Origin of the sequence: Glutamicibacter sp. FBE19 (assembly GCF_015524875.1) — a bacterium.
GTDB classification, from domain to species: Bacteria; Actinomycetota; Actinomycetes; order Actinomycetales; family Micrococcaceae; genus Glutamicibacter; species Glutamicibacter halophytocola.
In genome coordinates this window covers 45,779-61,637 of the sequence record NZ_JACKQN010000007.1, presented here as the reverse complement: position 1 = coordinate 61,637, position 15,859 = coordinate 45,779, and the positions used below count along the sequence as shown (strand labels likewise).

Sequence of the window (15,859 nt, the reverse complement as noted above, 5' to 3'; positions counted from 1 at the left end):
GGAGGTATGACTGTTCAGACTTTTGCCGATGTCTTCGACGACCTCTATTTTTCCGCGACGAGCCAGCGAGACAAAGGGTCAAAGTTCGAACGTCTGCTCAAACGGTATTTGCAGGTTGAGCCGAAATACGCGGACCAATTCGCCAATGTCTGGTTGTGGCAGGAATGGCCAGACCGCAACGGACTCGTTGACACCGGTATTGATCTGGTCGCCGAGGACCGTTACACCGGCGAACTGGTAGGGATCCAGGCGAAGTTCTACGACCCGGCTAGAACGCTTCCCAAACAGGCTATTGACTCGTTCTTCACCGAACTGGGCAAAGCCCCCTTCGCCCAAGGCATGATCGTGTCCACCACTGACCTGTGGGCCAAACACGCAGAAGCTGCCCTGCTCGATCAGTCCAAACCCATCCAACGGATCCGGTTGCAGGACTTCGCCCAATCCACCATCGACTGGTCGTTGTTCAACCCCGAACAGCCCGAAGTCATGGTGCAGCTGCCCGGCAAGCAGCCACGCAAATACCAGCAAGAAGCCATCGACGCGGTGACCAAGGGATTCGAGCTACACGACCGGGGCAAGCTCGTCATGGCGTGCGGCACCGGCAAGACCTTCACCTCGCTGAAACTCGTCGAAGAACAGGTGCCAGTCGGCGGATCCGTGCTGTTCCTTGTTCCCTCGATTGCTCTGCTGCAACAGACTCTCAATGAATGGACAGCCCAGGCGGATGTACCATTGCGGCCGTTCGCGGTCTGCTCCGATGCATCGGTCGGCCGAGCTCAAAACGAAGACATGGCAGTCCATGACCTGGGGTTCCCAGCCTCGACGGACCCTGTGAAGCTGGTGAACCGGTACAAGATCTCCACCGGCCAGGAGACTTTGACGGTGGTGTTCTCCACGTACCAGTCGATCGATGTGATCCACCAAGCCCAAGAACTGGGGTTGCCGGAGTTTGATTTGATCGTATGCGATGAAGCGCACCGCACCACGGGCATTTCACAGCCCGGTGCTGATGATTCCGCGTTCGTGCGGGTCCACAACCCCGAGTACCTGAAGGCTGCAAAGCGGCTGTACATGACGGCGACTCCGCGGATCTATGTAGAGGATTCGAAGAACAAGGCCGCCAAGGACGGGGTAGCCGTCTACTCCATGGACGACGAGACCACCTATGGCCCGGAGTTCCACCACCTCGGATTCGGCCGGGCAGTCGAAATGGGGCACCTGGCGGACTACAAGGTGCTGATCCTCGCCGTTGACGAGGAATCAGTGGCGACTAGTTTCCAAGACCTGCTGGCCAACGACGGGGACATGAACCTGGATGATGTGGCCCGCATTGTAGGGTGCTGGAACGGGCTATCCAAGCGTGGCGTGAATGGTGAACGCCTGTCGATCACCGACACCAATCCGATGCACCGCGCGGTCGCATTCGCGAGGAACATTAAGGAATCCAAGGCCATCGCTGACCAGTTCGAGAAGGTCGGCCGGGAACTTTTGGTGAACCGCTCCGAGGGAGCGTCGAAGCTGAAGCTGGAAGCTGAGCACGTGGATGGCACATTCAATGTGCTGGCCCGCTCGCAGCGCTTGGACTGGCTGCAGACGGATTCCGGAGAGGACGTATGCCGGATCCTGACCAATGCCAAATGCCTGTCCGAAGGCGTGGATGTGCCGTCGTTGGATGCGGTGCTGTTCCTGAACCCGCGCAACTCGCAGGTAGACGTAGTACAGTCCGTGGGCCGCGTGATGCGCAAGTCCGCCGCCACGAACAAGGAATACGGGTACATCATCCTGCCCATTGCGGTACCGGCCTCCCAGGACCCGACGACCGCGTTGAACGATAACAAGAAGTACAAGGTTGTCTGGGATGTATTGCAGGCGCTGCGGGCCCACGATGACCGGTTCGAAGCGATGATCAACAAGATCGATTTGGACAAGAAAGCCAACAAGACCATCGACGTGATTGGTATCGGCGGCGACGGCACCGAGAACGTCACCGAGGGCAAGAACGATCCAGGGGCGACCGAGGCACTGTTCACGATGGCTAATGCGGCCGAGTGGGAGAACGCGATCTTCGCACGCATGGTCAAGAAGGTCGGTGACCGCCGGTACTGGGAAGACTGGGCCAAGGACGTCAAGGACATTGCCGACCGCCAAGTTACCCGCATCAACACCATCCTGGACGGGGCTGACCCTAGGCCAGCTGAGGAATTCGCGGTGTTCCTCGACGGGCTACGCGGAAGCCTGAACGACGGGATTACCCGCGCCGATGCCGTGGACATGCTGGTGCAGCACCTGATCACCAAGCCGGTATTCAACGCACTCTTCGAGGACTATGACTTCGCTGGGCACAATCCGGTCTCCAAGGTCATGGACTCCATGCTCACCCTTTTGGACGCCTACAATCTGGATTCGGAAACCGCGCACCTAGAAGAGTTCTACCGGTCAGTGCGCGTTCGGGCCGAGGGTATTACCGATGCTGCAGGGAAGCAGAAGATCATTACCGAGCTCTATGAGCGGTTCTTCAAGCTCGCCTTCCCCCGTGTGGCCGTGTCCCTGGGGATTGTGTATACCCCGATGGAGGTCGTGGACTTCATCCTGCGCGCGGTCAACGACGCGCTGAAAGAACACTTCGGTGCCTCGATCACCGATGAGGGTGTCCACGTGCTGGACCCGTTCACCGGCACCGGTACGTTCATTGTCAGGTTGCTGCAGTCCGGGCTGATCGATCCGCAGGACTTGTTGCGGAAGTATTCGCAGGAGCTGCACGCGAACGAGATCCTGCTGATGGCCTACTACATCGCGGCGATCAACATCGAAGCTACCTTCCACGCGCTGCAGCAAAAGAACACTGCTGAGTATGGGCACGACCAGACAACGATCGGCTATGAGCCGTTCGATGGGATCGTACTGACCGATACGTTCCAGATGACCGAGGACGGCGACGTGCTGGACACGAAGGTGTTCACGAGAAACAGCGACCGCGTCACGGAGCAGAACAATCTGGATATCCGGGTGATCATTGGCAACCCTCCATACTCGGTGGGACAGACCAGCGGTAACGACAACAATGCAAACCAGAAATACCCAACGCTGGATGACTCGATCCGTAGCACGTATGCGGCGCAGTCCACTGCGACTCTGAAGAACTCGCTCTATGATTCCTACATCCGCGCTATTCGTTGGGCCTCCGATCGAGTCTTGACGTCCGAGAACGGTGGTGTTGTCTGTTATGTCTCCAACGGTGGGTACATCGATGGAAACACTGCTGACGGGCTGCGCAAGACTCTCATGACGGAATTTCACGAAATCTACGTCTACAACCTCCGCGGCAACCAGCGCACTGCAGGGGAGCAGAGTCGCAAAGAAGGGGGCAAGATTTTTGAGTCGGGATCACGAAATACTGTGGCGGTCTTGTTATTGATCAAGCGTCCCGGTCGAGTGGATGAGTCGGTGCTACGCTACAAGGACATCGGGGACTATCTCAATCGCAAACAAAAACTAGAGCTGGTTAAAGAGTCGTATCTCGGAACCCTTGACTGGGAAATCGTTGTCCCCAACTCTGAAGGAGACTGGATTAACCAACGAGATAACAGATACTCCACCTACCCGACGCTATTTGATCGAAAATCACCAACAACGAATAAAATTTTTGTTACTGGTGGTACGGGTCTCGGCACCGCTCGTGATTCATGGGTATACAACTCATCACGGGAGAAACTTGGCAATTCTGTCTCTCTTTTGACCAAGAGCTACAATGATGAGTTGCAACGCTGGGCAGCTGCAGGTTGTCCATCGCCTATAGCCGATAATGTATCCAACGATCCCCGGAGTATCAGCTGGTCCGCTGGTCTGAGGTCACTATTTGCCAAGAAGAAAACTTTAGCGACTCAGAAGAGTCTTACCAGAGTTGCTCACTACCGTCCCTTTAACTCGATTTTCTTGACGGGGAATTCGAAGATTCTGGAGCGAGGCTCTGTAATTCCGAGATTCTTCCCGAGCCAAGAGCACGAGAACAAGGGATTTTACGTGCTAGGGGCGGGCGCAAAGAAGGATTTCAGTGTTCTAGCCACCGCCAAAATCCCAGATCTAAACTTCTACGGTTCCGAGGGTGGGCAGTTCTTTGCTAGGTATTCCTATGCCGAACCGGCATCCGGCACTCTCTTCGACGAGCCAGAGCAGCGGGACAACATCACGGACTGGGCCCTGTCCGAGTACCAGTCTTCCTACGGTGAGCAGGTGACTAAGGACGATATCTTTTACTACGTTTACGGTCTACTGCATTCGCCGGAATATCGGGAACGCTACGCAGCTGATCTTAAGAAGCAGTTGCCACGTATCCCACTGGTCGTAGGAATGGAACAGTTCATTAAATTTGTGCAGGCTGGACGCAAGTTGGCTGACTTGCATATCAACTATGAGGACATCACCCCATATCCGCTGGACGAGACAGTCTTACCGGGAGCACCGGAGAACGACTACGAGCGATTCGCAGTGACCAAGATGAAGTACGGCGGCAAAGCCGGAGCCTGGGACAAAACCAAAATTCGTTTCAATCCGTTCATCGACATCGAAGGCATTCCGTTGGACGCTCAGGAATACATGCTCGGCTCCCGCTCGGGTCTGGACTGGATTTTAGAACGCTATCAGGTGAAAACAGACAGGGCGTCGGGCATCGTTAATGACCCCAACGACTGGTCGCGGGAGCACGAACAGCCCCGGTACATTATCGACCTCATCGGACGGATCGTGGCGTTGAGTTTGGAAACCAATCGCATCGTCGTAGAACTTCCGGATTTGAAGCTCGACTAAACTTCATTTACCACATTTTGGAGAGGGCTGTTCAGTCCGAAAATGATCGTTTTCGGGATGAAGAAAACCGTCGTTCGAGCGATCGCTCGAACGACGGTTTTTCAACGTATTCGTTTTCCCGGAACTCTGAACCGAAAGCTCGTGGCCCAGAACTGGGATCATAGCGTTTTCGGTAAGAGTCCTTGAGCAGCACTATGGCTTGAATAAGCGCATTTCGAGGCAGTCGGAGCGTTCTGCTTCGGGCAGGTGTTCCACGACGTTGTTGATGAGTTCTAGGTAGTTTCCATACTCCGAAGGAGTCCACCAGGCTTTGTCGGGCCAGCCGATGGAAGCTGCAACCTTTTTGTCTAGAATGAGGTGGCGCATTTTCTGGCTATCTGTGGGGCCGGCTGTGAAGTACAAAAGCTTGGTGAAGAAGGCTGGGCCGAGACCTTTGAGTTTGTACTGGTTGCTTGTCCAGAAGGATCGGTAGGCTTCTTCTGCTTCGACGTTCGGGTCTTGGGCGAGCATGATTCCGTCGAGGAGTTTTTCCCCAACGTCTGGTTCGCTCAATGTTGGAATTCGACGGTAGATATCGCGGGCTTTGGCGCCGGCGCCCCATGAGCAGACCGCGACGTAGAAGTTGACCGCATCTTGTGCAGTTTTCACCTTGTTACCAAGAGCGAATAGGTCGCCTCGGCTCAGGGTCAGTCGACCTTTGCTGTCCTTTTCTCCGCTTTGGAGGATGGAAGGAACATCCGGCATGTTTTCGTCCCACCGGTTCAGCCAGTGCCGAGGGTAGAACCAGATAGCGTGGTTATCGACCTCTGCAGCAGTGGGTAATCCCTTGCCATTGCGTAGGAGGTCTACAACTTCGGCGGTGGTCTTTCTTGTTCTGGTCAAGCTCCAGCTCCAGTCTTGGAAGGGTTGTACCGTTCGTTGGTCAGCATAGTCTGTTGCTCCGACGAGTTGCCCATGCGTTAAAACGCTTAGCAAGGGTAAAGGCGCTGTAACCCTGACTGGTTAACGGGTGGTTACGGAAGCTCTTTGATCCGCCAGTAGAGGGTGGCACGGCGCATCCCCATGTCCTTGGCGACTTGGGTTGCCGGTTCGCCGGTCTGGATGAGCTTCGCTGCGGGGCGGATCTGCGATTCGGTGAAGCCCAGACGCCGGCCTTCGAGATCGTCGCCAGTGGTGCGGCGTTTGGTTACGGAGTCGGTGATGCGTTCGCGCTTGATCTCCAACTCCATCTGGGCCAGGGCAGCCATGACGGTAAAGACCATGGCGCCCATGGGTGTTTTGGTCTCAACGTCTCCGCCGCAAAGGTTCAGCACCCGTAACCCGACATGGCGCTCACGAAGTTCTTGCGCGAGGTCGAGCATCTTCTGAGTGGAGCGTCCTAGTCAATTCAAGGTCGTAATCACCAGAGTATCGTTCGAGTGCTTTGTTCAGCCCCGGCCGTTTGGCAAGTGCTCCGGACTGGCCGTGGTCGATGCAGAGATCATCGCAGCGGACGCCAGCGCCGAGGAGGTCCTAGACTTGCCGGTCGGCATCTTGGGCATGGGTGGATACGTGGGCGAAGCCAATCAGTTTCGTCATTGGTACTTCAAGAGTGTCTCGCAACTATTGGTGTAGACATGATTCTATGTTCTTGGTTGCGACACATAGTTGCGAGATTTTTGGACCATTGAGATTCCGCGGATTCTCCGTGGGGGAGTAGTGCTCGATGCGACGTCTTGCAACTAATTGGAAGTGAGACGCGGGCTGGCGACCTCGAATGTTAGTGCAGGAATACGGTCTAGGTATTTGATTAGACGGCCGTATCGCCTACTTATTGCCGTCCAGGCTGCTTCTGAAACACAGATTCTAGCGGTTTGACGGATATAGCAGGTTCGGATCATCAGAAACGAGCGACAAGACGCCATGCTAAAGCTCGATGGGCATTCGCCCGTCATTACTGGTCAATGGGCTGTCAAAAGAACAACGAGGAGAAAGTTTCGGGAGACTGAAGTTTCAAAGATAGCTGAAACGCGTAGCCGAGTTTCGAGTTCAGCAGAGTACTAAAAATACTCGCCTAGAAATTTCTTAGTCGCCTGCTATTCCTCTCGGGAGTGCCTGGTTAGACGAATCAATTAGGCAGGGCAGACTCTAGTGGGTCAGCCCTGCCGCTTTTAGGCCGCTAGGACCTGCTGAATCCGAAGGGGCAACGAAATCCCTTCCGCCACTTGGCGTACAAAGGCTGCCCCTTCGGGGTATTCCGCCAATTGGTTTGCCACCATGAGCACTTCAGGAGCAAATGAGATGTCTTTGATGATGTTGACGTAGATGTCTCGAACTGCCCAGCGATTATGCTCCGTTCCTAGTCGAAGAATTCGAGCCACGACCATCTGTCGTATGTCGGGGTCATTGGACATTCGGAAGATACTTTCAAGGAAGCGTGCGGCCGAGTCTGTCCACGAGAATGGATGATCCCCCGCACAGACCTCATCAAACGCGCGGACGATTTGAGCGAAGGCGTTTCGGTTTTCATGCTGGATTGCTGCCATTACGGGAGGCACTACGGAGGGGAGGAAATTGCCTAAGAAAATTTCGTCGGCTGAGTTAGCTAGGACGAACTGAGTAAGTTGGCTAATTGCGCGAGGAACTCCGGCGAGTACAGCAGCTGAGAGCTTTTGGGCATGATCAATTGGTAGTGCTAGATCGTTTTGAGAGTTCATCAACGCTTGAAGGTCGTTAATGAATGCTTCCACCGAAACGTACCGACCAGTTGGCTCAGAATTTAGACACTTCGTGATTATGTACTTGAAGAGAGGCGGCACCAAAGTCATGTCTGGGGTTGGGTAAGGAAGAACCCCTGTGAGACATTCAAAGAACACTTTACCGATAGCGAAAATATCGGCTGCAGCAGTGGCATTGTGGGCGTCGGTGTACTGTTCGGGTGCCATATATTCGTAGGTACCGAAGGCACCTACCTGCGTATAGGTTGTGCTATTGGATGTGTGATCCCTGCATAGTCCGAAGTCGGACAGAACCCACTTATTGTCGAGATTGAGGATATTCTCGGGTTTTACATCTCGATGGATGACGCCTTCCTTATGAGCATAGGAGAGAGCTTCCGCGACTTCCAGGATCAGCGTCACTGCCTGCATCTCTGGCAACTTGGCAGATACGTTGTTTGGGGCTATTTGTTTGAAAAAATCTCGCAGTGATCCTAACGCCAACGGCATGACAAACCACGGTGGTTCCTCATCGAAATTAGAATAAACGACCGGCATGATGCCCGGATGATCCAACGTGGACTGAGCCCTTACTTCACGTTCGAATCGACGAATAGTGACCTTATCGATCGATTCGCCGGGATTTGTGAGCAGGTACTTTATTGCAAACTTCTTTTCAGTCCCGGGCAACTCGCCAAGCCAAACTTCTCCTTGTCCGTGCCGCGCGAGCAAGTGCTTTTTAGTGTACTGAGAGGTTTGTTGACTCCAACCCTCGTCGGTGTCTGGCTGCAGGAAGCCCCATGGATCCCAAGCTTTTTCCGCGGGTGATTCCCATCCGCCCCATCTTGCAGGGGCGGAAGCGGGAGGTTCCCATTCTTTACCAGCTTGCCACCTATCGGGAGATATTGCCCAAGGATCTTTGTTATCTTTCTCATCCCATGTACCTGTCATAAAGGGAGCTTACCAATGGGCGTGGGCAATCAGAGCGCTCAGGGGAAGAACCGAGATTTCTTTCGGGAGTCATAAGGCAGAACTGTTCACTGGAGATAACGGCCGTTTTTGCGATGCCACTAAATTTTTCTGACAAATCTGCATCAGTTAAAGCTGTTTCGATGCCGTGAAAACAGGCTATTTTGGTAGTGTTGAAAAAAATCTAAAGTTGTATGATGATTCATAAGTGACATAAGAATTTTCATTTTAACGATCTGGAGTCGGAATTGACTGCAAAGATTCACCTTTTTGAAGAGCATAACTCGGCATGTGAGCGTGCGCGATTGTCTAGCTGCAATTGTTACTGCCATGGCGCTGGGCATCAGTTCGATCTCATAAAACGAGCTGTTTCTTGCGCCATATCTGGTGAGAATAATCGTGCTAGATTGCTCGAAGATCTAGACGATGTTTACGGTGGATTTCACGATAATTTTCGGGACTCTTCCACGCCCTCACGTCGAAAAAATGAAGGAATTGAGAAAATTTCTTTAGTGAGTGGGAGGGGTGCAACCTGGGTGGAGACTCTGCTCGTAGACGAAGGCCTTCACGCGGCGTTTATTCAAATTGCCAACTCCAGCGTTAGGTTGTCGGAGACCGAACGGGCGATGCGGATAGATTTCGTTGAGCAGATGACAGATGGCGCTTTTCGCGTTGTCGGTGGAGACGTCGAAACTCACAATATTTGTGATGGTCACTTGTGGTGCAGCATCGTAGCGGAAGCGATCAATTTATCACCGACGATTCCATCTGTCATCACAACATTATCGGGGTATGGGAGCATTGCGTATCCACGAGAACGTAAGGTGCGAATTCCACGGAATCTGGCAGAGGTTAGGGCCCCTGGCGTGACCCATGTGGGCACTACTATCGGTAATTTTAGCTCTTTAGCAAATAAAGAAGAGATCCTGATGTTGATGGGCGCGGCTGCTTGTCCCGACCTTTGGCATCATCCAGCCGCGGTGCGATATCTACTTTTCCCATTTTTAAGCCAGTCTGTCTGGCCGCCAGAAAAGACAACTAAATTATCTGTTTTGTCGGAGGCTAATGTCCTTAAAGAACGTTGGAGTAAGCGTAGTAACTGGTGACAAGGCCTAGAACGACCGAAAGTTGCGAAGGGTTCCTGTGTAATCAGGCTCTTCCAAAACCAAATTGAACAGTGTGCTTTCCGAGCTAGGCACCCGCTTCACGTAGCGAATTATGAGCGTGGCCGGCCCGTTCGTGTGCTGGCGAAGATGCGAGACCACCTGGCTTTAGCCAGTGCGTCAAGTTGGAGTTGTGTTTCTTGGTCGCCGTTGGAGACTCTGGCGTATCTGAGGAGGTGTCTCTTGAGTCTAAATGTGTCAATGCTCGTGGAATAGCTACTGTTTCGGTGCAAAGTTTATGGCACTGAGCAATGAGACTATACGACCATGAAAATATGTTGAGTTTTCAACTGTCGAGGATTTTCACCCAACCTGCCGGGTGAGTGTGTCATTAACGATCGTTAAAGGCGTGCGTATAAGGATCAATGAGGGTGGTGACGAAGTGCTGGCGGGTCTGATCAAGCATTGCTGCGCGCATGGCTTCTTGTTTGCTCTCTGCTAACGCCGCACCGTCCAGCTTCCAAAGCGATAACAAGGTCTCAGCAATCAGTTCTTATCACGATCAATGGAGGGTTGAAATGTCGTTCAGGATTACAGAGTCAGAACTGCTGACCAAGTCGATCTTCCCCCGTGAAAAGGATTCTATTGAGCCTCAGATTCCGGCAGATTTTTAGTCGGTGGTCGAGACCTTGCTCGTGGCCCACTAGGCATGAGAAGGAGATAACAGTGATCTCGAATATTCCTTGGTTGACTAGGATCGCAGGAAACGAGTTTTACGTGAAAAGATTTCTTGGTGAATCTTCGGGTAATGAGCTACATTATTCCTAATCATCAATTCTTCGGCACGGGACAGAACGACTTTAGCGATAATCGCTAATTTATTCTGTTGTGAGGTTTTTGTGCCGATTCGCACTCTTTGAAGCAGGAAAATTGAAAACTAAATTAAGCGCGGTGGCAATGTCGACAGCACTGATCACGGGATTGGTGATTAGCGGCCCTGCAGCAAATGGAGAAGTGATTTCGGAGGAGGTCGTCTCTGCTCCAGCGGAATCATCAACGTCAGCGGACGCGCAGACGGAACCGGTTGTGTCTCAGTCTCCTGTAGTAAACGTTGTTGAATCCGAGGAAAGCATTCTTCCAGCTGAGTCTTCGGCTGCTGCTGGCGATTCCGATGCGTCCGAAGAATCAGAACCTACGGTGACGGAATCAGCTGCTTCGGCAGAATCTGAAGCTACATCTGAGCTCACTGCTGAAGTTAGTATGTCGGACAAGGCCACCCACGAAGCCAGTGAGGCTCAGATTGAGGACTCAAATGAGGCCCCAGCGTCCGAGCCAGTCTCAGAAGTAACCGAACCGACGCCAGCTCGGGTGCAGGAGGAATCGGAATCCGTTAATCCGGAAGTTAAGAGTGTGCCTACCGTACTCCCCGAATCGCCGAAGCAATCATCAACCAGTTTTGGTCTAGTTTCCAACGATGACCGCTGGGACGAAATCAATGCCCTCTTGCCTGAAGGTTCTGAAGACTGGAGCGCCGAGCAATGGGAAGTATTTGCCGAGACCGAGGCTGGGGAAGAGTACTTTCGACAGCTCAATGAACTCCTAGAGGAAGAGTACCCCGTCGAGGATGACTTTGAACTCTCCGAGGAGGAGCAAGCCTTCTGGGACTTAATCCTCGATACCCTCCCACAGGACAGTCTTGAATGGGATGATTCCCAGTGGGAAGAGTACTTCCGCAGTGACGCTGGCCTTGAGTTCATCGAGCAGTTGTTGCCAATCATCGCTGACAGTATAGAAACCGATGAAGATGCAGCTGATCTTCAGGCTTTCCTTGAAGAAGTCTTTGCCGATGATCCTGAGCTACGTGCGTACTACCTCGAAATGTACTTGGGGATTACACCGGAAACGACGGGTGGTTCAACTGGTGGCTCCGAAACTGTGAACGAACCTGACGTTTCAGAAAGCGAACAACCCGTTGCTGACGCTGAAATCAAGCCCGCAGGTTCAATCGGCAAGGCAATCGTTACCAGGGCGCAAAAGGCAAGCAAGTCCGCTGAACCCGTAGCGGTTTTTGAGGCCTCAGCGCCTGCACTGGCCAACACAGGTTTTGATGGTTTCTGGGCTGCTGGGGTTGGGATACTGCTAGCCATTGGCGGCATGGTATTTATTGCGCGCTCACGCAAGACTTCTGCGAAGTAGCTTAAGCCGATATACGGTCCCATGCAGCTGACGCTGGGAACCACCAACGGGTGGTTCCCAGCGTCAGCTATTTGTGTATCAGTGGCCCAGATGCGAGTCGGCATTCAAGTGGTGCCACGAACGGTTGTGGTAAACCAATGCGTCACCAAGCTCGCCCGGTTGGGAGTCGCGTGCAATGTGTGACTGCAGTCCGCGAGCCACGATGACCGTTGAGGTCCCTGCCTGGATGCGTTCCACAACCTCACACCGTACCCAAGCGCGCACGTTATCAAAGACCGTTTCTCCGGTGCTCAATCGAGTCCATGTCTGGTCCTGCGCAAAACGATCTACCCCGCTGGTAGCACCCAACTTTGCCAATTCAATGTCATGCACATCCAAGGAATGAACCACGACCGTCTGAGCGCGAGAGAGTACGTCAGAGGCAGAAGAGTGAGCCGAAATTGAGAAGACTAGCAATGGCGGATCAACGCTGATGGAGGCAACCGATGTTGCGGTGAGGGCAACTGGGCCCTGGCCAGCATCGGCAGTAATGACACTGACCCCACCCGGGTGCCCACGAAAGACTGCTTTGAAGTCTTCCGCGGGCAACGAGGGCGTCGCGGAATCCGACACTTTAGACGCGTGCACCAACAAGCTCCTCGCGCAGGATGCCGGCGCCAGCGCTCAGCGCGCTGAGCTTGGCCAGCGCCACATCGCGGCGGAAAGGTGCCATGCCGCAGTTGGTGCTGGCAATCAGCTTGTCGGCATCGACAAATTCGAGTGCGTTGCGCAGGGTCTGTGCTACTTCCTCGGGAGTCTCTACGGCATCATTAGCCACGTCGATGGCACCGAGCATGACCTTCTTGCCTCGAACCATCTCAACTACTTCAAGCGGCACGTTGGAATGGTGAGATTCCAAAGAAACGGTGTCAATGGTTGAAGCCTGCAACAGTGGGAAGGACTTCTCATAATGGAGCCACTGAGCGCCAAGAGTGGCCTTCCAATCGTTATTGGCCTTGATGCCGTAACCGAAACAAATGTGCGCAACGGTTTCTGCCTTCAAACCTTCGCAAGCACGCTCCAGCGCTGCGATGCCCCAGTCAGCAACTTCATCAAAGAAGACATTAAAGGCTGGCTCGTCAAACTGGATAACATCCACACCAACAGCTTCGAGTTCTTTCGCTTCCTGGTTCAGGATGGTCGCAAACTCCCAAGCGAGCTTTTCACGGCTCTGGTAGTGAGCGTCATACAACGTGTCCACCATGGTCATCGGGCCAGGTAACGTCCACTTGATCTGCTTGTCAGTGAATGAACGAATGGCCTTTGCGTCCTCGACAAAAACCGGTTTTTCACGTTCTACGGCACTAACGACGGTAGGCACGCTCGCGTCGTAACGGTTGCGGATTCGCACCGTCTCACGCTTTTCGAAATCAACACCGCTCAGGTGCTCAATGAACGTGGTGACAAAGTGCTGACGGGTCTGTTCGCCATCACTAATGATGTCGATGCCGCGTTGAGTCTGCTCGAGGACCGCAGCACGCATGGCGTCTTGCTGGCCTTCGCGCAGCTGATCGCCTTCAAGCTTCCATGGGGACCATAGCTTTTCAGGTTCGGCAAGCCACGAAGGCTTGGGCAGGCTGCCAACGATCGACGCGGGGATAAGTGGTGAAGTCATTGAGGAATCTTTCGGAGTCTTAGGCGACGGGAGTCTGGTAGGAGGAGGACCACTGATCGAGCAGTTGGCGATTTGGGGTGATGAAATGCTCTTCGGTGAACTTGCCTTGGATCCTGCCCAATTGGGCTCGTTCTTCGCGGTCGTAGAAAACGCGTGTAGGGGAGAAGTCCTCGGCGCCCAGGCTCGGGTGGTACACGGAGGGCGCTGCCGAATTGGCGTTGTAGATCTCCGGGCGGTAGATCTTCTGGAAGGTCTCCATGGTGCTGATCAGGCTAATCAGCTGCAGGTTCGTGTAATCGTTGAGCAGGTCGCCACGGAAGTAAAAGGCCAGTGGCGCAACGGCACCCGGCGGCATGAAGTAGCGAACGCTCAAGCCCATCTTGCCGAAGTACGCATCGGTGAGCGAGTTCTCGTCCTGCTGGTATTCCAAGCCGAGCACTGGATGGCTGTTGCCAGTGCGGAAATAAGTCTTGGAGGTGGAGACGCTGATGCAGACCACCGGCAGCTGGGCAAAACGCTCACGGTATGCCTGTGAGTTCAAAAAATGCTGGAAGAGCTGTCCATGGAGATCACCAAAATCTTCGGGAAGCACCGGAGATCCGCTGTCATTACACGATGCTGGGAGCACAACGCTGAAGTCGTAATCGCGGACATAAGAAGAAAAATTATTGCCGACCATGCCCTGGGACCGAGTGCCGGTGAGTTTATCCACGATCGTGGTTTCAAGCACTTCTAAAAGAGGAAATTGCTGGTCGGTATTATCGGCAGAAAAATGCACATTTGCGGAAATGATTTCCAATTCAAGAGAATAGCGGTCGCCCTGGGGATTGTCCCAGTGAGCCAAGGAATTGAACCGGCGGTTGATCATCGTCAGGGCGTTGCGCAAGTTCTCTTCGCGGCGCTCTCCGCGTGCCAAATTAGCGAAGTTTGTCGTGGTGCGCGAATTCGCCGAAGGGGAGTAATTCTCGTCAAATCTGGTGGTGCTAATGCTGAAATTCAATTCGTCTGCCATGATGGCCAATCTGTATTTGGGAGGCCTGGGCAGGCCGAGGGGAAGTCGTTGCGTCAATCATGCAGGGTGATTCTTGATATCAGGTAACTCGATATAACTATGGATTCATATAGACTCTGGCTATGGTTCAGGGAACAAATGGCTTGACACTGCAGCAGCTGCGCTATTTCGTGGCGGTAGCCTCCGAGGGGTCCATCTCGGCTGCCGCCGACTTGATTTACGTCGCGCAGCCCAGCATGTCGGCGGCGATGAAGGAGCTTGAATCGAGGGTGGGGCGCACCTTGCTGGTGCGCTCGGCCAGGGGAGTGACGCTCACCGCCGAAGGAGCAGAATTCCTTGGCTACGCCCGGCAGGTCCTGGAGCAAGTGGAGCTGCTGGAGCACCGCTACCTCGGACGGCCCTCCGCCAGGCGCCTGCTGGGCGTCTCCACCCAGCACTACTCATTTTCGGTGGACGCCTTTGTCCGGATGGTCCAGGCCAGCGGCGCCGAGGAGTACCAGTTTTCGCTCCGCGAGACGCGCACCGAACAGATCATCGAGGACGTGCGCACCCTGCGCAGCGACATCGGGATCCTGTACCGCAATGACTTCAACCGCAAGGTCATCGACAAGCTGCTGCGCGAATCCCGGCTGGCCTTCCACCCGCTGTTCCTGGCTGATCCGCACATCTTCATCTCGCGCAGCAACCCGCTGGCCACCCGGGACCAGGTCACCCTCGAAGACCTCGAGGACCTGCCCCGGCTGACCTTCGACCAGGGCGCGAATAATTCCTTCTACTTCGCCGAGGAGGTGCTCTCCACGCGCTCCAGCCAACGCGAAATCCAGGTTTCGGACCGCGCCACCATCTTCAACCTCATGATCGGCCTGGGCGGGTACACGATCTCCACCGGCATCATCAGCGACGAGCTTGATCCCTCCATCGTTGCCATCCCGCTGGCGATCGAGGAGCGCATCGAGATCGGCTGGATTGACCACGCAGCCATTCCGCTGACCGACCAGGCCCAGCGCTACCTGCAAGAAGTCCGTGCGGTGGTCGCCAGCTTTGGGGTCGAGGTGCTCGGCTGAGCCGCCCACGGCGTAACTCCCGGTCATCGAGTACCGGTCTATCGTCATAAACTTCGGCAAAAACCTTGAAATCACGCAGGTTCTGCTCAAAGTGATGCGTCATAAAGTGGTGCCAGCCACCGCGTCATCATGACAAGTTCACGACATATGAAGCTTGGCGGCCTTGTATGAAGCTGGCCGCCCGATGGCGCTTGCGCCGTTTGCGGCCCGTGGCCAACCATGGAAGAACAACAAACCATCAAGAGCGACTAAGAGATCTGGCTCGTTGACGTCGCAGCAACCATCGGGAAACCGAAAGGTGCTAATGCCAGGAACGATGGAGCAGTTCCGAACGCGCTTTTGCGTGATGTGCTTCGTGTTGC

The 15,859-nt window shown here is 54.1% G+C and carries 9 protein-coding genes, 1 pseudogene and 1 riboswitch; of the genes and pseudogenes, 4 read left to right on the top strand and 6 right to left on the bottom strand.

Going from position 1 to position 15,859, the window contains the following annotated elements; all coding sequences use genetic code 11:
- The first annotated feature begins 6 nt into the window (after positions 1-6).
- Positions 7-4,803, top strand: coding sequence for a type ISP restriction/modification enzyme (locus H6F58_RS12135; RefSeq protein WP_195181848.1), 4,797 nt, complete (start codon positions 7-9; stop codon positions 4,801-4,803).
- A gap of 192 nt (positions 4,804-4,995) precedes the next feature.
- On the opposite strand, the gene H6F58_RS12130 is transcribed toward H6F58_RS12135, so the two are convergent.
- The 3 genes and pseudogenes from H6F58_RS12130 to H6F58_RS12120 form a co-directional block, all read right to left on the bottom strand.
- Positions 4,996-5,685: a hypothetical protein gene (locus tag H6F58_RS12130; protein WP_195181847.1), complete on the bottom strand. Its 690-nt coding sequence runs from the start codon at positions 5,683-5,685 to the stop codon at positions 4,996-4,998.
- A gap of 131 nt (positions 5,686-5,816) precedes the next feature.
- Positions 5,817-6,381, bottom strand: a pseudogene (locus tag H6F58_RS12125) (recombinase family protein).
- Between the two features lie 572 nt (positions 6,382-6,953).
- Positions 6,954-8,450 carry a serine/threonine-protein kinase gene (locus H6F58_RS12120; protein ID WP_195181846.1) on the bottom strand — a complete coding sequence of 499 codons (1,497 nt, stop codon included), beginning with the start codon at positions 8,448-8,450 and terminating at the stop codon, positions 6,954-6,956.
- A gap of 266 nt (positions 8,451-8,716) precedes the next feature.
- On the opposite strand from H6F58_RS12120, the gene H6F58_RS12115 reads away from it, so the two are divergent.
- Complete coding sequence (locus H6F58_RS12115; RefSeq protein ID WP_195181845.1) at positions 8,717-9,574, top strand: hypothetical protein; 858 nt, start codon at positions 8,717-8,719, stop codon at positions 9,572-9,574.
- A 927-nt stretch (positions 9,575-10,501) separates the two neighbouring features.
- Entirely contained in the window at positions 10,502-11,767 is a 1,266-nt protein-coding gene (locus tag H6F58_RS12110) for a hypothetical protein (RefSeq protein WP_195181844.1), read from the top strand.
- 78 nt (positions 11,768-11,845) lie between these two features.
- Here H6F58_RS12110 and H6F58_RS12105 read toward each other — a convergent pair whose 3' ends face one another.
- Genes H6F58_RS12105 through H6F58_RS12095 form a run of 3 tightly spaced genes read right to left on the bottom strand, consistent with a single transcriptional unit; the run spans position 11,846 to position 14,433 of the window.
- Positions 11,846-12,400 carry a flavin reductase family protein gene (locus H6F58_RS12105; protein ID WP_195181843.1) on the bottom strand — a complete coding sequence of 185 codons (555 nt, stop codon included), beginning with the start codon at positions 12,398-12,400 and terminating at the stop codon, positions 11,846-11,848.
- The gene (locus tag H6F58_RS12100; protein ID WP_195181842.1) at positions 12,381-13,421 is read right to left on the bottom strand and encodes a methionine synthase; all 1,041 of its coding nucleotides are present in this window, start codon (positions 13,419-13,421) and stop codon (positions 12,381-12,383) included. The genes H6F58_RS12105 and H6F58_RS12100 overlap by 20 nt, the downstream gene beginning before the upstream one ends.
- Before the next feature lie 19 nt (positions 13,422-13,440).
- Positions 13,441-14,433 (bottom strand): DUF1852 domain-containing protein, encoded by a 993-nt coding sequence (locus H6F58_RS12095; RefSeq protein WP_195181841.1) that lies wholly within the window; start codon positions 14,431-14,433, stop codon positions 13,441-13,443.
- A gap of 122 nt (positions 14,434-14,555) precedes the next feature.
- Here H6F58_RS12095 and H6F58_RS12090 point away from each other — a divergent pair, with 122 nt between their 5' ends.
- Positions 14,556-15,497: a LysR family transcriptional regulator gene (locus H6F58_RS12090; protein WP_060700796.1), complete on the top strand. Its 942-nt coding sequence runs from the start codon at positions 14,556-14,558 to the stop codon at positions 15,495-15,497.
- Positions 15,498-15,729: 232 nt separating this feature from the next.
- Positions 15,730-15,820, top strand: a riboswitch (SAM riboswitch).
- The last annotated feature ends 39 nt before the right edge of the window (positions 15,821-15,859 follow it).